We start from the raw sequence: 19559 nt of genomic DNA on the forward strand, positions 1-19559 counted from the left end.
TGTCTGTCGTGGCCGGTCGGCCGGGGACGATGAGGTGGGGTTTCGATGAACGCGCCGTACGACGGTGATCGCGGTCAGGGTACGGGCGGAGCTGGGTCTTCCGGCGGTCCTCCGGTGCCTCCTGGACCGGAGGAGGTGCCACCGGCACCCGATCCGTATCTGCAGGCCGCGTACGACTACGACCCTTATCGGTCCCAGGACCTCTCCGCCCAGGATCCGGTCGGTGAGGCGCTGTACGACCGCGCCGCGCATCCGCCGCCGCCCCCTGGCACCTATCAGCAGTCCCAGCCTCTCTACCAGCAGCCGCCCGCGGCCGCCTACGCCCCCGACCCCAGGATCTGGGCACAGACCCCGCCGCCCGAGCCCGACGGTCCCTCCCGGCACCTGCCGTACGGCGACGACGCCGCGACCACCCAGTTCGTCGGTGTGGACGACCTCGTCACCCAGGCGTCGGCCACCGGCGACGAGACCGATGCGTTCGCCCACCTCTTCCGGGACCAGGAAGGCCCCGCGGGGCAGCCCACCGGCCCGGCCCGGCCCGATCCGGTCCCGGCTCCCGTGCCGGCGCCGCAGAAGTCCGGCGGTGGCGGCCGGGCATCGAGCCTGCTGAAGTCCAGTGCGGTCATGGCGGCCGGCACACTCGTCTCACGCCTCACCGGGTTCGTACGAAGCCTGGTGATCACCGCGGCGCTCGGCGCGGCCCTGCTCGGCGACAGCTTCACCATCGCGTACACGCTGCCGACGATGATCTACATCCTCACCGTGGGCGGCGGCCTCAACTCGGTGTTCGTCCCCCAGCTCGTCCGCTCCATGAAGGACGACGCGGACGGGGGCGAGGCCTATGCGAACCGGCTGCTGACCCTCGTGATGGTCGCGCTCGGCGTGATCGTGAGCATCGCGGTATTCGCCGCTCCGTGGCTCATCCGTCTGATGTCCCAGACGATCGCGGACGACCCCGCGGCCAACAACGTTGCCACGACCTTCGCCCGGTACTGCCTGCCCACGATCTTCTTCATGGGCGTGCATGTCGTGATGGGCCAGATCCTCAACGCCCGCGGGAAGTTCGGCGCGATGATGTGGACCCCGGTCCTCAACAACATCGTCATGATCTTCACGTTCGGCATGTTCATCTGGGTCTACGGCACCTCCCACGAATCCCACATGGGCGTCCAGACGATCCCGCCGGAGGGTGTCCGCCTGCTGGGTATCGGCACCCTGCTGGGCCTGATCGTGCAGGCCCTGGCCATGATCCCGTACCTGCGCGAGGCGGGCTTCCGGTTCCGTCCACGCTTCGACTGGAAGGGCCACGGACTCGGCAAGACGGTCAAGCTGGCCAAGTGGACCGTCCTGTTCGTCTTCGCCAACCAGGCCGGTGTCCTCGTCGTCACGCAGCTGGCGACTTCCGCCGGCAAGGAGTCCGGCAGGAACGGGGCGGGTTTTCTGGCCTACTCCAACGCCCAGCTGATCTGGGGCATGCCGCAGGCGATCATCACCGTCTCGGTCATGGCCGCCCTGCTGCCCCGTATCTCCCGCGCCGCACACGACAACGACCCGGGCGCGGTCCGCGACGACATCTCGCAGGGCCTGCGCAACTCCGCCGTGGCCATCGTGCCGGTCGCCTTCGCGTTCCTCGCCCTGGGTGTTCCGATCTGCACCCTTCTCTATGCCTCCAGCGGCCCCGAGGCCGCCCGCTCCATGGGCTTCATCCTGATGGCCTTCGGCCTCGGGCTGATTCCCTACTCCGTGCAGTACGTGGTGCTGCGAGGGTTCTACGCGTACGAGGACACCCGCACGCCCTTCTACAACACCGTCATCGTCGCCCTGGTCAACGCGGCCGCCTCGGCCATCTGCTACCTGGTTCTGCCCGCTCAGTGGGCCGTGGTCGGCATGGCGGCCTCGTACGGCCTCGCCTACGCCGTCGGCGTCGGTATCGCGTGGCGGCGGCTCCGCAACCGGCTGGGCGGAGACCTGGACGGCGCGCACGTCCTGCGCACCTACGCCCGGCTGTGCCTGGCCGCGATCCCCGCGGCTGTGATCGCCGGTGCTGTGGGATTCGCTCTGCTCCACGCGCTCGGCGACGGCGCCTCGGGCTCGCTCCTCGCGTTGCTCTGCGGTGGAATCGTGCTGCTGGGAGTCTTCGTCGTCGCGGCGAAGCGGATGCGGATCGAAGAGATCAACGGCATGGTCGGCATGATCAGGGGCAGGCTCGGCCGCTGAGGATCACCGGCCCGCACAACCATCGCCGGTCCCCGTGTGTCGTGCATGGTGCCGGAGTATGGGCACAATTGGCGTGACTGTGCAGAGCTGGCTGGCATCGCGCAACGGATGGGGAGGCAGGAACGACGGTGGCGGAACGTAGCACGGCTGCCGTTGACGTGGCCGACAACAGCGGCGACAAGCCGCTGTCCGCCAAGGCGGACGAGGCCACGACCGACGGCACGGCAGAAGCTCAGGACCAAACGGGCGCGGACTCCCAGGAAGCGGCGGACGAGCCGGCGGGCTCCGACGCCGCCATGTCACCGCCTGATCTGCACAGCGGTCACAAACTTGCCGGGCGCTACCGGCTCGAGGAGTGCGTCACCCGACTGGACGGGTTCAGCAGCTGGCGAGCTGTCGACGAGAAACTGCGGCGCGCGGTAGGTGTCCATCTCCTTCCCGCCGACCACCCGCGAGCCCGCTCCGTACTGGCCGCGGCCCGCTCCTCCGCCCTGCTCGGCGACCCCCGCTTCGTGCAGGTCCTCGACGCCGTGGAGGAGAACGACCTCGTCTACGTCGTCCATGAATGGCTTCCGGACGCCACCGAGCTCACCGCCCTGCTGGGCGCGGGCCCGATGGACGCTCACGACGCGTACCAGCTCGTCAGCCAGATCTCCCAGGCCATGGCGGCCGCACACCGTGAGGGGCTGGCCCATCTCAGGCTCACCCCCGGAGCGGTGCTCCGCAGCTCCTCGGGCCAGTACCGGATCCGCGGCCTCGCGGTGAACGCAGCGCTGCGCGGCATCACATCCGAGGGCCCCCAGCGTGCCGATACCGAGGCGATCGGTGCCCTGCTCTACGCCGCGCTGACCCAGCGCTGGCCGTACGAGAGCGATGCCTACGGCCTCACCGGGCTTCCCAAGGGCGTCGGTCTGATCCCACCCGACCAGGTGCGGGCCGGCGTCCACCGCGGTCTCTCCGAGATCGCCATGCGGGCACTCGCCAACGACGGAGCCACGGCCTCCCGCCAGGAACAGCCGTGCACCACGCCTGACGAGCTCGCCAAGGCCGTCGCGGCGATGCCGCGCATCCGCCCGCCCGAGCCCACGTTCACCGCACCGCCCGAATACCAGCGGACCACCTACCAGCAGGGCACGTACGGCCGCCCGGCCGGTCCTGTCCCCGGCGTCACGCAGCCAGTGATCACAGCGCCTCCCGCCCCGCTGCAGAGCCGCACCGGGAAGGCCCTGAAATGGGCCGTGTCCGCGCTGCTCATCGCCGCACTGGGCCTCGGTAGCTGGCAGCTCGCGGAGACGCTCCTCAAACACGACAACAACTCCGGCGACCCGGGCACCACACAGACCGACCCGAAGAGCGGTGACGGCGCCGCGCGGCCACCCGCCGTGCCGCTGCGAATCACCGATGCGGCGGAGTTCATGCCCAGCGGGTCGGGGATCAAGCAGGAGGACGTACCGAACGCCATCGACGGCAAGCCGGACACCTCGTGGATCACTCCGCGCTACCAGGGCTACGCGAACTTCGGCAACCTCGCCCCGCGCAAGGACGGCAGCGGCATAGTCGTTGACCTGGGCAGCGTGAAGGACGTCTCGGGCCTCGACATCACCATGTACCGCAGCGGTCAGAAGGTCGAGGTGCTGGCAGCCGACGAGAATGCCTCCGCCCCCTCTTCCCTGGCGGACTTCCCGCAGCACCTCACCCAGCTCGGAACGGTGGCGGGCAAGCTCAAGAAGTCCCTCGCCAAGCCGGTCCGAACCCGCTACGTCCTGATCCACATCACGGAGCTTCCGTCGGACGACACCGGCAGTGGCTACCGCGGAGGTATCTCGGAGATCTCAGTTCTCGGCTGACCGCCCCTGCCCGTGCCCGCAGGAACGTGATAGACAGACGCACCTTGACCCAGAGAGGGAGGGAGGGGAGGTGGCCGCCGCCGAGCCGTCCGAGCAACTCAGCGACTCAGACCTCCTCGCTCGCCACGTAGCCGGTGAACCGGATGCCTTCGGTGAGCTCGTACGACGTCATCGTGACCGGCTGTGGGCCGTGGCCCTGAGGACACTGGGCGACCGGGAGGAAGCGGCCGACGCCGTGCAGGACGCCCTGGTCTCCGCCTTCCGCGCCGCCCATACCTTCCGTGGCCAGTCCGCCGTCACCACCTGGCTGCACCGCATCACGGTCAACGCCTGCCTCGACCGGGTCCGCAAGGCTGCGTCACGCAAGACCTCGCCCGTCAACGACCCGGAGCGGCTCGACCAGCTCCTGGAACCGCACGAGTCCGCCGAGGCTCCGGCCGAGCGGCAGGATCTGCACCGTGAACTCTCCGCGGCCCTCGCGACTCTCCCCGCCGAGCAACGCGCGGCACTCGTCCTGGTCGATATGCAGGGTTACCCGGTGGCCGAGGCGGGCCGCATCCTCGATGTTCCCGTCGGCACGGTGAAGAGCCGTTGCGCCCGGGGCCGTGCCCGGCTGGCTCCACTCCTCACTCATCTCCGCAGCGAGAACGGTGGCAGCAAGGAGAGGGGCGGGGAAAGGAACCGGACGGCGAGACCATCCGTCCCACCGGCAGCGGGACCAAGAGATGCGGGAACGAGCGATCCAGCTGGAGTGAAGGGCGGAGGTGGGCGCACATGACATCGACGGCTGACATGACCCAGCACCCGGATGTCTCGGAGATCTCCGACCTCACCGAGGGCGTACTCCCGCCGTCCCGCACAGCGGATGTCCGCCGCCACGTCGATGGCTGCGAACTCTGCTCCGACGTTCAGGCCTCTCTGGAGGAGATTCGCGGTCTGCTCGGCTCCATGCCTGCCCCGCAGGCCATGCCCGTCGACATAGCGGACCGCATTGATGCCGCCCTGGCTGACGAAGCCCGTTCGGCCCGCAGCACGGCCGACGCGGAGCCGGGTGTTTCACGTGAAGCGACGGCCGATGTTTCACGTGAAGCGACAGCTGATGTTTCACGTGAAACAGAGCACGTTGCCACGGCACAGGAGTCCACGGACCGTCCCGCCGGGCATCCCCGGGCCGCGACCGGCCCCGGTCGCCGACCGGTACGGCGTCGCCGCCGCACGGCGGTACTCGGCACCGCACTGGGCGCCGCAGTGGTGGGCTTGAGCGTCTTCCTGCTGCAGAACGTCACCTCATCGCAGAACTCCGCCGACCTCAGTACCGCGGAGCGCAAGGAAGACGCCTCGAAGGCCGCCTCACAAACGTTCTCGCAGTCCACGCTCGGAGAGCACGTCCACAGCCTCCTGAGCTCGGACACATCGAGCCCGAAGGAATCCGACGGTGGCAAGCAGGCGCCGTCCATGGACACGAAATCCTCCCCGGAGACGGCACCTCCCGGCTCCGCATCGCCGCAGGCACCGCTCCGTGCCCCCGCCGTGCCCGTCCCTTCCTGCGTTGAGCAGGGCATCGGGCGGAACACCGCCGCTCTCGCGGTCGACAAGGGCACCTACAAGGGCACAGACGTCTTCCTCGTCGTCCTGCCTCACCCCACGGACCCGAGCCGCGTGGAGGCCTACATCGTCGATGCCGCATGCGTCGGCGCAGACCCTGCCCCCAAGGGGAAGCTCCTGCTGACCCACGCCTACGCGCGCCCTTGAGGATCCCGCAGGATGCCGCCCCGGCACGTCGGGAATGCATCCCCCGTAGGATCCGTTGGGTGGGGTGAGAGTCGTTGAACCGACCCCCAGTAGGCGTGGACAGTAGGCAGTCTGCAGAGACGAGGAAGAAACCCGTGAGCGACGTGCGTAATGTGATCATCATCGGCTCCGGCCCCGCCGGCTACACAGCCGCCCTCTACACCGCGCGCGCCTCGCTGAAGCCGCTGGTCTTCGAGGGTGCCGTCACCGCCGGTGGCGCGCTGATGAACACGACCGACGTGGAGAACTTCCCCGGATTCCAGGACGGAATCATGGGCCCGGAGCTCATGGACAACATGCGCGCCCAGGCCGAGCGGTTCGGTGCCGAGCTCATCCCCGACGACGTGGTCTCCGTCGACCTCACCGGTGACATCAAGACCGTCACCGACACGGCGGGCACGGTGCACCGCGCCAAGGCCATCATCGTCACCACCGGCTCGCAGCACCGCAAGCTCGGCCTGCCCAACGAGGACGCCCTCTCGGGACGCGGCGTCTCCTGGTGCGCGACCTGTGACGGGTTCTTCTTCAAGGACCAGGACATTGCCGTGGTCGGCGGTGGCGACACCGCGATGGAGGAGGCAACGTTCCTCTCCCGCTTCGCCAAGTCCGTCACCATCGTCCACCGCCGGGACTCACTGCGTGCCTCCAAGGCCATGCAGGACCGCGCCTTCGACGACCCGAAGATCAAGTTCGCTTGGGACAGCGAGGTCGCCGGAGTCCACGGCGAGCAGAAGCTCTCCGGTCTGACCCTGCGCAACACCAAGACCGGCGAGACGTCGGAGCTCCCCGTCACCGGCCTCTTCATCGCAGTCGGCCATGACCCGCGCACCGAGCTCTTCAAGGGCCAGCTCGACCTCGACGACGAGGGTTACCTCAAGGTCGAAGCCCCCTCGACCCGCACCAACCTCACCGGAGTGTTCGGCGCCGGAGACGTCGTCGACCACACCTACCGACAGGCCATCACAGCTGCCGGCACCGGCTGCTCCGCCGCACTCGACGCCGAGCGCTTCCTTGCCGCACTCGGTGACGAGGAGAAGGCTGCCGCAGCCACCGTCTGATCCACGCCTCACCCACACCCCCGCGAAGTTAAGGAGGCCGCCGTGGCCGGCGCCTTGAAGCACGTAACCGACGACTCGTTCGACGAGGTCGTCCTGAAGAGCGATAAGCCTGTACTGGTGGACTTCTGGGCCGCCTGGTGCGGTCCCTGCCGCCAGATCGCCCCCTCCCTGGAGGCCATCGCGGCCGAGCACGGTGACCAGATCGAGATCGTCAAGCTCAACATCGACGAGAACCCGGCCACCGCTGCCAAGTACGGCGTCATGTCCATCCCGACGCTGAACGTCTACCAGGGCGGCGAGGTCGCCAAGACCATCGTCGGCGCCAAGCCGAAGGCCGCGATCCTTCGCGACCTCGAAGGCTTCATCGCCGGCTGAGGAAGAACGCTGTCCGCTGTTTCACGTGAAACGGGCCCACCCCCTCGGGGTGGGCCCGTTTCACGTTGTCGCACCTGCGGATCACAGTGGCCGCAGCACCGGATCCTTCTGGACCGCCCCCAGCAGCCGATCCAGGGCCAGCTCTACGTCTTCCTTCCACGAAAGCGTTGTGCGCAGCTCCAGCCTCAACCTCGGATGAGACGGATGCGGTCGCACTGTCTTGAAGCCCACCGCCAGCAGATGGTCCGCCGGTAGCAGACAGGCGGGCTCCTTCCAGCGGGCATCCCCGAAAACTTCGATCGCCTTGAATCCGCGACTGAGCAGATCCTTGGCAACGGTCTGCACCATGACCCGTCCCAGCCCCTGCCCCTGGTACCCGGGAAGGATCAAGGCAGTCATCAGCTGGACGGCATCGGGGGAGACAGGGCTGGTCGGGAAGGACGCCGCCCGCGGCACGTAGGCCGGCGGCGCGTAGAGCACGAAGCCCACCGGCACATCATCGACATAGACGACGCGGCCGCAGGATCCCCACTCCAGCAGAACGCTGGAGATCCAGGCCTCCTTCTCCTGCCCGGGCCGTCCGGCCTTGACCGCAGCCGCCCCGCGTACCGGATCGAGCTCCCAGAAGACACACGAGCGGCAGCGCTCAGGGAGATCGGAAAGGTTGTCCAGCGTGAGCGGTGCGAGCCGACGCCCCATGAAGGCTGTTCCTCACTTCCCTCGCCCGCCGCAGCCCGTGCGACGGGTCGGTGCACTCCGTTCTCGGAGGTGGATCAACTGGATGTGGCCTCCCAGAACGCATCGTATCCACCGAGGGATCAAGCCGACACCGAGAGAAAGCAAAGGGCAGTGAGGGAACGCAAAGGGCGGGCTGGGTTCCATCATTCAGGAACCCAGCCCGCCCGGTGCCAGAAACCTCAGCTCTCGTCGTCCTCTGCGGACTCCTCCGGGCTGCGGTCCAGCACACGGCCCTCGCCCGGCGCGAGGCTGCCGAGGATGCGGTCCAGATCCTCCATCGAGGCGAACTCGACGACGATCTTGCCCTTCTTCTGCCCGAGATCGACCTTCACCCGGGTCTCGAATCGGTCCGAGAGCCGAGATGCCAGATCGGACAGGGCGGGAGACAGCCGACCACCCGCTCGGGGGCCCTTGGCCTTGGAGGCGCTCGTGGGCCTGGAGCCCATGAGCGTCACGATCTCCTCCACCGCACGGACCGAGAGCCCCTCAGCCACGATGCGATGCGCCAGCTTGTCCTGCTCCTCGGAATCGTCCACCGACAGCAGCGCACGGGCGTGCCCGGCCGAGAGCACTCCGGCCGCGACCCTTCGCTGCACCGGAGGCGACAGCCTCAGCAGACGCAGGGTGTTGGACACCTGCGGCCGGGACCGACCGATGCGGTCGGCCAACTGGTCATGCGTGCACTTGAATTCCTTGAGCAGCTGGTCGTACGCCGCCGCTTCCTCCAACGGGTTGAGCTGGGCCCGGTGCAGGTTCTCCAGAAGCGCGTCCAGGAGCAGCTTCTCGTCGTCCGTAGCGCGGACGATGGAGGGAATCCGCTCCAGGCCAGCCTCACGGCAAGCCCTCCAGCGCCGCTCACCCATGATGAGCTCAAAGCGCTCAGGCCCGATCTGCCGTACGACGACGGGCTGGAGAAGACCGACCTCCTTGATGGAGGTGACCAGCTCGGCCAGAGCATCCTCGTCGAACACCTCTCGGGGCTGACGAGGGTTCGGCGTGATCGAGTCAAGAAGGATCTCGGCGAAGAACGCTCCCGCGACCTCGCCCGGCCCAGCGGACGCGCTCGGCTCCGAAGGGGGCGCACTCGGCTCAGGCACCGCGCCGAGCGAGGTCACCTTGGCAGCCGCCACCCCGCGCTCGGCCGTCAGAACCGGAGCCGCCCCGGTCGATGACGCGGCCCCACCGGGGGACGGCACCTGCTTCTCCTGCGGGGCGGCGGGGATCAGCGCACCGAGCCCTCGCCCCAACCCTCTACGACGCTCGCTCACTGGATCCCCTCCGAAGTGTTCTGCTGGCTGTTCCGACCGCCCGTGTGGGCTTGCTGAGCCTCGTACTGCACCCCGACCCCGCGCAGAGCGATCTCACGGGCCGCCTCAAGGTACGACAGAGAGCCGCTGGAGCCCGGGTCGTAGGTGAGGACGGTCTGCCCGTAGCTCGGCGCCTCCGAGATGCGTACCGACCGAGGGATGCTCGTGCGCAGCACCTCCTTTCCGAAGTGGCTGCGCACCTCCTCCGCTACCTGTGAGGCGAGCCGGGTCCGGCCGTCGTACATGGTGAGCAGGATCGTCGACACGTGGAGATCCGGGTTGAGGTGCCCCCGGACCAGATCGACGTTGCGCAGCAGCTGACCCAGCCCCTCCAGCGCGTAGTACTCGCACTGGATCGGGATCAGTACTTCTGCACCAGCCACCAGGGCGTTGACCGTCAGCAGGCCGAGCGAAGGCGGGCAGTCGATGAGGATGTAGTCCAACGGCTGCTCGTAGGCCTGGATCGCCCGCTGAAGTCGACTCTCCCGCGCCACCAGCGACACCAGCTCGATCTCCGCACCGGCGAGATCGATGGTGGCTGGGGCGCAGAAGAGACCTTCGACGTCCGGGACGGGTTGAACCACGTCCGAGAGCGGCTTGCTCTCCACCAGAACGTCGTAGATCGAGGGGACCTCGGCATGGTGGTCGATCCCGAGGGCCGTAGAGGCGTTCCCCTGCGGGTCCAGGTCGACCACCAGAACACGGGCCCCATGAAGGGCAAGCGACGCGGCAAGGTTGACCGTCGAGGTGGTCTTACCCACCCCGCCCTTCTGGTTGGCCACCACCATGACGCGTGTCTGGTCAGGTCGCGGCAGCCCCTCGCCGGCGCGGCCGAGGGCCTCGACCGCCAGCTGGGCCGCACGACCGATGGGTGTGTCGTCCATCGGTGGCGGTGTTTCACGTGAAACACCGTCCACCGCCGATTCGGATCGGGGACCGGGGACCGGATCGGTCATCGGTCCCGCGATGTTGGCGTCGGACCGCAAGGATTCACTCTCCTCGACTTCAGGCTCGCAATGAGCAGAGCCTGCCATGCTTTCGGGGTCGCGAACCAGCGAGGCCCGCTCTTCTGTGGATGAATCCACTTCTGTGGACAACTCCGTAGCCCTAACGGGCCTGCGATGGCGAGGCGTGGCAGCCGCACGACCGCGGCCGATAATTCCATGCAGCAGAGAGCGACGTTTCACGTGAAACACGATGCCCCTGCAGCGTAGCTACAGGGGCACGACACTCCGCGCGGGGTACGTACGGCTCACCAGCCGAAGCATCACCGATATAAGGATCAAACGGTATGTAACGGTCGCGCGCGCAGTGTGATCGATGGATCAGCGGCGACGGCGGGTCCGGCTGACGCGCGCGGCCTTGGCTCGCTTTGCGGCGAACCTCACACCACCGGGGCTCTCACCCACCACCACTCGCACCACCGTGGACAACGGATCGACGACGCCCTCGCCCACGTGCAGCACCTCGGTCTCCAGCACGCCGAGCTTGCTCAGGGCCGCTCTCGCGCCATTGATCTCCTCGGCGGCGGTATCACCCTTGAGCGCCAGCATCTCTCCGTAGGGGCGAAGCAGCGGCACTCCCCAGCCCGCCAGCCGGTCCAGCGGAGCCACGGCCCGGGCCGTCACCACATGAACCGGCTGAAGCGTCCCCAGTACCTCCTCGGCCCGGCCGCGGAGGACCGTCACATGATCCAGCCCCAGCAGCTCGACGACCTCCTGGAGGAAGTTCGTCCGCCGCAGCAACGGCTCCAGCAGCGTGATCTTCAGATCCGGCCGCACGAGCGCCAGCGGAATCCCGGGAAGCCCGGCGCCCGAGCCCACATCGCAGACCGTAACGCCCTCGGGAACTACCTCGGAGAGAACCGCACAGTTCAGCAGGTGCCTCTCCCACAGCCGCGGCACCTCGCGTGGACCGATCAGACCTCGTTTGACCCCCGCATCGGCCAGCAGTTCCGCGTACCGGACGGCCTCAGGAAAGCACTCACCGAATACCTCCCGGGCCTCGTCGGGCGCCTGGGGAAGCTCTACTTCCTCCGTCACGGGAACCGTCCTTCCATACCGCATTACCGCACCATGGGTGGCTGACTATCAGGCTGACAAAGATCGGCCCCGCCTGCGAACAGACGGGGCCGACAGGAGAAGAGCCGGTCAGGCCGGCAGGACGACGACGAAGCGCTGCGGCTCCTCGCCCTCCGATTCGCTGCGCAGACCAGCGGCAGCGACCGCGTCGTGCACAACCTTGCGCTCGAACGGCGTCATCGGGTCCAGCTTCACCGGCTCACCCGAGTTCTTGACCTCGTCCGCGGCCTTGGCACCGAGCTCGGCGAGCTCCGTGCGCTTCTGCGCCCGGAAACCCGCGATGTCGAGCATCAGACGGCTCCGGTCACCGGTCTCCCGGTGCACAGCCAGCCGTGTCAGCTCCTGGAGTGCCTCCAGCACCTCACCGTCGCGGCCCACGAGCTTCTGCAGTTCACGTGCCGATTCGCTGATGATCGAAACCGCGGCGCGGTCCGCCTCGACGTCCATGTCGATGTCGCCATCGAGGTCGGCGATGTCGAGCAGGCCCTCAAGGTAGTCCGCTGCGATCTCCCCTTCCTGCTCAAGGCGGGTCAAGGTGTCGCTGCCCTCAGCGGCCGTGGAGGTGGTGCCTTCCGTCACGGATGGACTCCTTCTTACTTCTTGGACGGGTGCTTGGGCCGCTGCGGGCCCTTGCGCTGTCCGGACTTGGCTTGGCGTGAGGCACCGGACGTGGGCTTGCCCGCCGGCTTGGGCTTGTCGTCCTGCGAGGCCTTCTTCTGCAGAGAGGGCTTGGCATCCGACTCACTGGAGTCAGTGTCCTTTGCCGCACCCTGCTGGCCCGCACCGGTATGACGCTTGGCCTTGGTCTGGCGCTTCGGCTGCTGACGCCGCTGCGCGGCTCCGCCCTCGGCGTCGGCCACAGCGGTGTCGCTCTTCACCACCGTGCCGTCCTCCTGGGCGGCGAGGCCGAGCTTGGCCAGTCCAGTGATGAACTTCCGCTCGATGTCATTGCGGTCCGCGCCCTTGGACACGATCCGCTTGACCGTATTGCGCTTCGTCCTGCCGCGAACCTCACCGTGGGTGGTCACGCTCTTCAGCAGACGTCCCAGGTACTGGTCCTGCGCCTTGCTTCCCGGCGTCGGGTTCTGGTTGATCACGTACATCTGCTGACCCATGGTCCAGACGTTGGTGGTCAGCCAGTAGATGAGGACACCGACGGGGAAGTTGATGCCCATGACGGCGAAGATCAGCGGGAAGATGTACATCAGCATCTTCTGCTGCTGCATGTACGGCGTCTTGACCGTCAGGTCGACGTTCTTCGTCATCAGCTGGCGCTGGGTGAAGAACTGCGAGGCCGACATCATCACGATCATGACCGCGGTGATCACCCGCACGTCGGTCAGCGAGGCGCCGAGCGCATCGACCTTGTCCGCACTGTCCATGAACTTGGCGGCCAGCGGAGCACCGAAGATGTGGGCCTGACGCGCGCTGTCGAGCAGCGACTGGTCGATGACACCGATCTTCTTGTTCGACGCGATGGCCGAGAGCACGTGGTACAGGGCGAAGAAGAACGGCGACTGCGCCAGGATGGGCAGGCACGAGGACAACGGGTTGGTACCCGTCTCCTTGTACAGCTTCATCATCTCTTCGGACTGACGCTGCTTGTCGCTCTTGTAGCGCTCCTGGATCGCCTTCATCTTCGGCTGGAGCACCTGCATGTTCCGCGTCGACTTGATCTGCTTGACGAACAGCGGGACCAGACAGATACGGATCAGGACCACGAGGGACACGATGGAGAGACCCCAGGCCCATCCCGTGTCGGGGCCGAAGATCGCCCCGTACAAACTGTGGAACTGGACGATGACCCAGGAAACAGGCCATGTGATGAAGCTGAACAGACTGGCAATCGTGTCCACTAATCAGGCTCCTTGAGCATTGGGCGAAGTCTCTGCGGCCGAGCTCGGAAGATCGGTGGCCGATCCCCCGGGAGGCACATCAGCGGCGGAGTCCCCGCCCTTACCGCCGCGAAGGAAATCTCGCAGCAGTTCGTGCCAACGCGGACGTTTGCGTGGCGGAACGTAATCCACGCCGCCGGGTGACCACGGATTGCATCGCAGGATGCGCCAGGCTGTCAGCGCCGTGCCCTTGATCGCTCCGTGCCGGTCGATCGCCGTATATCCATAGTGGGAACACGACGGGTAGTAACGGCAGACAGGCCCGAGAAGTGGGCTGATCGTCCACTGGTACAGCTTGATGAGAGCCAGCAGCGGGTACTTCATCGCACGCCCCCTCCCAGTAGCCGCTGGAGGGCGGCGTCCAGGTCTCGGGCCAGCTGTTCATGGTCGGCGTCGCCCGAGCCGGGCAACGCGCGTACGACAACCAGGCTACCGGGGGGCAGCAGGGCCAGTCGTTCTCGGACCAGATGGCGAAGCCTTCGCTTCACCGCTGTGCGGACGACCGCACCACCCACAGCTTTACTGACAACGAAACCCGCACGCGGCGGGGGAGCAGCCTCCCCAGTCACGTGCGGGTCCGTTGCACCGCTACGTAGATGGACGACGAGTAGCGGGCGGCCGGCCCTGCGTCCTCGTCGTACTGCGGTCGCGAAGTCCTCGCGCCGCCTCAGCCGATTCTCGGTAGGCAGCACGTCATGACGACCTGTACGCGATCAGGCGGACAGGCTGGCGCGACCCTTGCCGCGGCGGGACGCGAGGATCGCGCGGCCGGCACGGGTCCGCATACGCAGGCGGAAACCGTGGGTCTTCGCGCGACGACGGTTGTTCGGCTGGAAGGTGCGCTTGCTCACTCGGGGGCTCCAGAAATGATTCGTGTGTTGGCGGGACATCGCCTGGCTGTCACCGTGCGCCCACGAGAGACTCGCGTAAACGCCCTAGTGCACCGCTTCACAATCACAGATCGTGATCTTTGCCCATCGGAGGCAGGCGGCAGCAGCCATCGACAACTCGACCTGGTCACGGTACGCGCGGCTACGCCATCCGGTCAAACCAGCCTTACGTCACCCCCCATTGTGCACAGCCTGTGGACAACGACTTGAACCGCGCGGCTCCGCCTGACTACCGTGGCCGAACCCCGGTTCTTTTTCTTCCCGCCTGCCGGTCCTCACCCATCCCGACCCACCCCGTCCCGAGAAACACACATTCGTGGGACCAGCGAGAGAGCGTGCCTTGTGGCTGACGTACCTGCCGATCTTGCCGCAGTGTGGCCACGAGTGCTGGAGCAACTCCTCGGGGAGGGCCAGCAGGGCATCGAACCGAAGGACAAGCAGTGGATCGAGCGCTGCCAGCCGCTCGCCCTGGTGGCCGACACCGCACTGCTCGCCGTCCCCAATGAATGGGGAAAGCGCGTCCTGGAGGGCCGGCTCGCTCCGCTCATCAGCGAGACGCTGAGCCGCGAGTGCGGTCGCCCGATCCGGATCGCGATCACGGTCGACGACTCCGCCAACGAGCCGCCGACCCCGCCGGCACCCCCCATGCACCAGTCCCAGCAGCCGCAGCAGCAGCACCGCTACCAGGGACCGCAGCACGACGAGCGGCAGCACAACGACGCGTACGACAACTACGGCCACCGGTCCTCGGACGACGGCATGCCGACGGCCCGGCCCGCGTACCCCGACTACCAGCAGCAGCGCCCCGAGCCCGGCGCCTGGCCCCGCACCCAGGAGGACCTGTCCTGGCAGCAGCCCCGGCTCGGCGGGTTCCAGGACCGCGACACCTCAGGTGAGCACTGGCGCGAGCCGTACGGAGGCGGCCGCTCGCAGCAGCAGCCTCAGCACGACTACCGCCAGCAGCCGCCCGAGCGCCAGAGCTACGAGTCCCAGCGGCCCGAGCGCCACGACATGCAGGAGCCCCAGCACCGGCAGGGCAGCGGGACGGGCCGGCCCGGCGGCGTACCGGGACCGATGGGCGCGCAGCCCGCACCGGCGCCCGGCCCCGGTGAGCCGCACGCCCGGCTGAACCCGAAGTACCTCTTCGACACCTTCGTCATCGGGGCATCGAACCGCTTCGCGCACGCCGCGGCCGTCGCGGTCGCCGAGGCGCCCGCCAAGGCGTACAACCCGCTCTTCATCTACGGGGAGTCCGGGCTCGGCAAGACCCACCTGCTGCACGCCATCGGGCACTACGCCCGCAGCCTCTACCCCGGCACCCGGGTGCGGTACGTGAGCTCGGAGGAGTTCACCAACGAGTTCATCAACTCGATCCGTGACGGCAAGGGGGACACCTTCCGCAAGCGGTACCGCGACGTCGACATCCTGCTGGTCGACGACATCCAGTTCCTGGCGAGCAAGGAGTCGACGCAGGAGGAGTTCTTCCACACCTTCAATACGCTCCACAACGCCAACAAGCAGATCGTGCTGTCCTCGGACCGGCCGCCCAAGCAGCTGGTCACCCTGGAGGACCGGCTGCGGAACCGTTTCGAGTGGGGCCTGACCACCGATGTGCAGCCTCCGGAGCTGGAGACGCGTATCGCGATCCTCCGTAAGAAGGCGGTACAGGAGCAGCTCAACGCTCCGCCCGAGGTCCTGGAGTTCATCGCCTCCCGCATCTCGCGCAACATCAGGGAGCTGGAGGGCGCGCTCATCCGGGTCACCGCCTTCGCCAGCCTCAACCGCCAGCCGGTGGACCTCGGTCTGACCGAGATCGTGCTGAAGGACCTGATCCCCGGCGGCGAGGACTCCGCCCCGGAGATCACCGCCACGGCCATCATGGCGGCGACCGCGGACTACTTCGGCCTGACGGTGGAGGACCTGTGCGGATCCTCCCGCAGCCGCGTGCTGGTGACGGCACGCCAGATCGCCATGTACCTGTGCCGTGAGCTGACGGATCTCTCGCTGCCCAAGATCGGTGCGCAGTTCGGCGGCCGCGACCATACGACCGTGATGCACGCCGACCGCAAGATCCGGGCGCTGATGGCTGAGCGCCGGTCCATCTACAACCAGGTCACCGAGCTCACCAACCGCATCAAGAACGGCTGACGGGCCACACGCACCGGCACGCCGCCACGCCATCCCGCCGGCCACACACCGGCACCAGCACGCCGCCACGCACCGAAAGGGCGCTGTGGAGACCCATCGGGTCCCCGCAGCGCCCTTCTCCGTTCTCGGCCCGCAGCCCTGAAGGCCCTCCGAATCGGCCTCGGAAGGCGCCCCGAGCCGTCGCGCACGAGGTTCGCGGAGGCTTCCGGCCCTCCCGGCTGTTCGAATACCTGCCGCTGAGGTGCCGTTCTCCACAGATCCGGGCAGTTTTTCCCCTCCACAGCCTGGGGATTGAAAAGTTGTCCATACTGCTTCCACAGGCACGGCAGCCGATACTCCATCAGGCCAGCTCAGAGGCCTGGGGATTTGTGGTCAACGATGATCCACAGCCTGTGGACAAAATATTCGTCCACAGGAGGCCGTCGTCGTTGTCCACCGGCGGCCCACAGGCCGGAGGCTCTTGTCCCCAGTTTCTGCAGGCTTCTCCACACCTCTGTCCACTGTTCGGCAACGCAACACCCGCTTTCACCGCACCGAGTGAAAGGCGTCACACCAAGAGGGCCGGTTGGGCTGTGGGGAAGCTGGGTAAAGCTGGGGACAGACCTGGGGAGAAACCCCCCTGCCCTGTGCACCGGTTGTGCAGAACTTTCGGGTGTCCACAGAAACCCGGGGTTGTCCACCGGTTCCGCCCACAGGGTCGGTGGACAAAAAATAGGGCCTGACCTGCGAAAACGGGGTTATCCACGGTTTCCACAGGCCCTACTACTACTGCTACCTCTAGTTAGCCCGGAATCCGCTTCGAAGTGGGGCCTGTGCACAACTCGGCGCCGGAGCTCCCCGAACCTCTTGTCGCGACTTGACCCCGAGCAGCACCGAGTGTCGGTGCCGTACGTCAGACTGGTCCCCGGCGTCCTCCCCCTGTCATGGGTGGAGCGACCCGATCCAGACGACGAGGCCAGCAGGGCGAGCGAGCAACAGCAGGAGGCGGTTCCGGTGAAGATCCGGGTGGAGCGCGATGTACTCGCGGAGGCTGTGGCCTGGGTGGCCCGTAGCCTCCCGGCCCGTCCGCCGGCGCCCGTTCTCGCGGGCCTTCTGCTGAAGGCTGAGGACGGGGCCCTCAGCTTCTCGAGCTTCGACTACGAGGTCTCGGCCAAGGTCTCGGTGGACGCGGAGATCGAGGAGGACGGCACGGTGCTGGTCTCCGGCCGCCTGCTCGCCGACATCTGCCGCGCCCTGCCCAACCGTCCGGTGGAGATCTCCACAGACGGTGTACGGGCGACGGTGGCCTGCGGCTCCTCGCGATTCACACTCCACACCCTCCCTGTGGAGGAGTACCCGGCGCTGCCGCAGATGCCGACGGCGACCGGCACGGTTCCCGGCGAGGTCTTCGCCTCGGCAGCCGCTCAGGTCGCCATCGCCGCGGGCCGGGACGACACGCTGCCCGTGCTCACCGGTGTGCGCATCGAGATCGAGGGCGACACCGTCACCCTGGCCTCCACCGACCGCTACCGCTTCGCGGTCCGCGAGTTCCTCTGGAAGCCGGAGAACGCCGACGCATCCGCCGTCGCCCTGGTGCCCGCCAAGACGCTGCTGGACACCGCCAAGGCGCTCACCAGCGGTGACACGGTGACGCTGGCGCTGTCGGGCTCCGGCGCCGGTGAGGGGCTCATCGGCTTCGAGGGCGCGGGCCGGCGGACGACCACCCGGCTGCTCGAAGGCGATCTGCCGAAGTACCGCACGCTCTTCCCGACGGAGTTCAACACGGTCGCGGTCATCGAGACCGCCCCGTTCGTCGAGGCCGTCAAGCGCGTCGCGCTGGTCGCCGAGCGGAACACCCCGGTGCGGCTCAGCTTCGAGCAGGGTGTGCTGATCCTGGAAGCGGGTTCCAGCGACGACGCACAGGCTGTGGAGCGCGTGGACGCGGTCCTGGAGGGCGACGACATCTCGATCGCCTTCAACCCGACCTTCCTGCTGGACGGCCTGAGCGCGATCGACTCCCCGGTCGCCCAGCTCTCCTTCACGACGTCCACCAAGCCCGCGCTGCTCAGCGGCCGGCCGGCCGTGGACGCCGAGGCGGACGACGCGTACAAGTACCTGATCATGCCGGTCCGCCTCTCCGGCTGATCCGGCCACCGGTCCTGTCACGGCAGGCCCCGACGGGCACGCTCAGCGCCGAGCATGCCCGTCGTCCTGTCCCCGGCCGGGCGTAGGCTCGGTCTCGGGTACGAATCGGCACAACGCTTAAGGAATCTCTGATGGAGATCGGTCTCGTCGGCCTCGGCAAGATGGGCGGCAACATGCGCGAGCGCATCCGCCGCGCAGGCCACACCGTCATCGGTTACGACCGCAACCCGGACGTCGCCGATGTCCACAGCCTCGAAGAGCTTGTGGGCAAGCTGAAGGGCCCCCGGGTCGTGTGGGTGATGGTCCCCGCCGGCGCCGCGACCCAGTCCACGATCGACGAGCTCGCCGATCTGCTCTCGCCCGGTGACGTCGTCGTGGACGGCGGGAACTCCCGCTGGACCGACGACGAGAAGCACGCCGTCGAGCTGGGCATCAAGGACATCGGCTTCGTCGACTGCGGCGTCTCCGGCGGTGTCTGGGGCCTGGAGAACGGCTACGCGCTGATGTACGGCGGCACCGAGGAGAACGTCGCGAAGGTCCAGCCGGTCTTCGACGCGCTCAAGCCCGACGGCGACTTCGGTTCCGTGCACGCCGGCAAGGTCGGCGCCGGCCACTTCGCCAAGATGGTTCACAACGGCATCGAGTACGCCATGATGCAGGCCTACGCCGAAGGCTGGGAGCTCCTGGAGAAGGTCGACTCCGTCACCGATGTGCGCGAGGTCTTCCGCTCCTGGCAGGAGGGCACCGTCATCCGCTCCTGGCTGCTCGACCTGGCGGTCAACGCGCTGGACGACGACGAGCACCTGGACAAGCTCCGCGGCTTCGCAGCGGACTCCGGAGAGGGCCGCTGGACGGTGGAGGCCGCGATCGACAACGCGGTGCCGCTGCCCGCGATCACTGCGTCGCTCTTCGCCCGGTTCGCCTCGCGCCAGGACGACTCCCCGCAGATGAAGATGATCGCCGCGCTGCGCAACCAGTTCGGTGGCCACGCGGTCGAGAACAAGAAGTAGCAGCGTCGAGAGCAAGAAGTAGCGGCAACGAGGGCCGGGCCGGAGCGTCCGCCCGCACTACGCAGCACGGAGCAGGAA

General features: G+C 67.6%; 18 protein-coding genes. 9 read left to right on the forward strand and 9 right to left on the reverse strand.

Annotated features, from left to right (window positions below; genetic code table 11):
• Nucleotides 1-45: 45 nt before the first annotated feature.
• The 6 genes from murJ to trxA all read left to right on the forward strand — a co-directional run bounded on the left by murJ (nt 46) and on the right by trxA (nt 7288).
• Complete coding sequence (gene murJ, locus ACFVJX_RS27460) at nt 46-2217, forward strand: murein biosynthesis integral membrane protein MurJ (RefSeq protein ID WP_384124718.1); 2172 nt, start codon at nt 46-48, stop codon at nt 2215-2217.
• A gap of 128 nt (nt 2218-2345) precedes the next feature.
• A complete protein-coding gene (locus tag ACFVJX_RS27465; RefSeq protein WP_384124716.1) occupies nt 2346-4064 on the forward strand; it encodes a serine/threonine protein kinase in 1719 nt (572 codons plus the stop codon).
• A gap of 70 nt (nt 4065-4134) precedes the next feature.
• Nucleotides 4135-4842, forward strand: coding sequence for an RNA polymerase sigma factor SigM (gene sigM, locus ACFVJX_RS27470; protein WP_384124715.1), 708 nt, complete (start codon nt 4135-4137; stop codon nt 4840-4842).
• A complete protein-coding gene (locus ACFVJX_RS27475) occupies nt 4839-5816 on the forward strand; it encodes an anti-sigma factor family protein (RefSeq protein WP_384124713.1) in 978 nt (325 codons plus the stop codon). The genes sigM and ACFVJX_RS27475 overlap by 4 nt, the downstream gene beginning before the upstream one ends.
• Nucleotides 5817-5950: 134 nt before the next feature.
• Entirely contained in the window at nt 5951-6913 is a 963-nt protein-coding gene (gene trxB / locus ACFVJX_RS27480) for a thioredoxin-disulfide reductase (RefSeq protein WP_384124711.1), read from the forward strand.
• 42 nt (nt 6914-6955) lie between these two features.
• Complete coding sequence (trxA, locus tag ACFVJX_RS27485; protein ID WP_384124709.1) at nt 6956-7288, forward strand: thioredoxin; 333 nt, start codon at nt 6956-6958, stop codon at nt 7286-7288.
• 81 nt (nt 7289-7369) lie between these two features.
• On the opposite strand, the gene ACFVJX_RS27490 is transcribed toward trxA, so the two are convergent.
• From ACFVJX_RS27490 to rpmH, 9 genes are all read right to left on the reverse strand, one after another.
• Nucleotides 7370-7987: a GNAT family N-acetyltransferase gene (locus ACFVJX_RS27490; RefSeq protein WP_384124707.1), complete on the reverse strand. Its 618-nt coding sequence runs from the start codon at nt 7985-7987 to the stop codon at nt 7370-7372.
• A 218-nt stretch (nt 7988-8205) separates the two neighbouring features.
• Nucleotides 8206-9294 carry a ParB/RepB/Spo0J family partition protein gene (locus tag ACFVJX_RS27495; protein WP_384124705.1) on the reverse strand — a complete coding sequence of 363 codons (1089 nt, stop codon included), beginning with the start codon at nt 9292-9294 and terminating at the stop codon, nt 8206-8208.
• On the reverse strand, nt 9291-10367 hold the full coding sequence (locus ACFVJX_RS27500; RefSeq protein WP_384124924.1) for a ParA family protein: 1077 nt from the start codon (nt 10365-10367) through the stop codon (nt 9291-9293). Before ACFVJX_RS27500 ends, ACFVJX_RS27495 begins: the two co-directional genes overlap by 4 nt.
• 291 nt (nt 10368-10658) lie before the next feature.
• Nucleotides 10659-11375, reverse strand: coding sequence for a 16S rRNA (guanine(527)-N(7))-methyltransferase RsmG (gene rsmG, locus ACFVJX_RS27505; protein ID WP_384124703.1), 717 nt, complete (start codon nt 11373-11375; stop codon nt 10659-10661).
• Nucleotides 11376-11483: 108 nt separating this feature from the next.
• Nucleotides 11484-11993, reverse strand: a complete 510-nt coding sequence (locus tag ACFVJX_RS27510) for a protein jag (protein WP_384124701.1) — start codon at nt 11991-11993, stop codon at nt 11484-11486.
• A gap of 14 nt (nt 11994-12007) precedes the next feature.
• On the reverse strand, nt 12008-13270 hold the full coding sequence (gene yidC, locus ACFVJX_RS27515) for a membrane protein insertase YidC (protein WP_384124699.1): 1263 nt from the start codon (nt 13268-13270) through the stop codon (nt 12008-12010).
• Nucleotides 13271-13273: 3 nt separating this feature from the next.
• Nucleotides 13274-13633 carry a membrane protein insertion efficiency factor YidD gene (gene yidD, locus ACFVJX_RS27520; RefSeq protein ID WP_384124697.1) on the reverse strand — a complete coding sequence of 120 codons (360 nt, stop codon included), beginning with the start codon at nt 13631-13633 and terminating at the stop codon, nt 13274-13276.
• Nucleotides 13630-14001 carry a ribonuclease P protein component gene (rnpA, locus tag ACFVJX_RS27525; protein WP_384124695.1) on the reverse strand — a complete coding sequence of 124 codons (372 nt, stop codon included), beginning with the start codon at nt 13999-14001 and terminating at the stop codon, nt 13630-13632. The genes yidD and rnpA overlap by 4 nt, the downstream gene beginning before the upstream one ends.
• 21 nt (nt 14002-14022) lie before the next feature.
• The gene (gene rpmH, locus ACFVJX_RS27530) at nt 14023-14160 is read right to left on the reverse strand and encodes a 50S ribosomal protein L34 (RefSeq protein ID WP_010985740.1); all 138 of its coding nucleotides are present in this window, start codon (nt 14158-14160) and stop codon (nt 14023-14025) included.
• 381 nt (nt 14161-14541) lie between these two features.
• Between rpmH and dnaA the strand changes: the two genes are divergently transcribed.
• The 3 genes from dnaA to gnd all read left to right on the forward strand — a co-directional run bounded on the left by dnaA (nt 14542) and on the right by gnd (nt 19481).
• The gene (gene dnaA / locus ACFVJX_RS27535; RefSeq protein WP_384124692.1) at nt 14542-16347 is read left to right on the forward strand and encodes a chromosomal replication initiator protein DnaA; all 1806 of its coding nucleotides are present in this window, start codon (nt 14542-14544) and stop codon (nt 16345-16347) included.
• Nucleotides 16348-17340: 993 nt separating this feature from the next.
• The gene (gene dnaN / locus ACFVJX_RS27540; RefSeq protein ID WP_384124922.1) at nt 17341-18471 is read left to right on the forward strand and encodes a DNA polymerase III subunit beta; all 1131 of its coding nucleotides are present in this window, start codon (nt 17341-17343) and stop codon (nt 18469-18471) included.
• 131 nt (nt 18472-18602) lie between these two features.
• Nucleotides 18603-19481 (forward strand): phosphogluconate dehydrogenase (NAD(+)-dependent, decarboxylating), encoded by an 879-nt coding sequence (gnd, locus tag ACFVJX_RS27545; protein ID WP_384124690.1) that lies wholly within the window; start codon nt 18603-18605, stop codon nt 19479-19481.
• The last annotated feature ends 78 nt before the right edge of the window (nt 19482-19559 follow it).

The organism is Streptomyces sp. NPDC127177, from assembly GCF_042672475.1.
GTDB lineage: Bacteria > Actinomycetota > Actinomycetes > Streptomycetales > Streptomycetaceae > Streptomyces.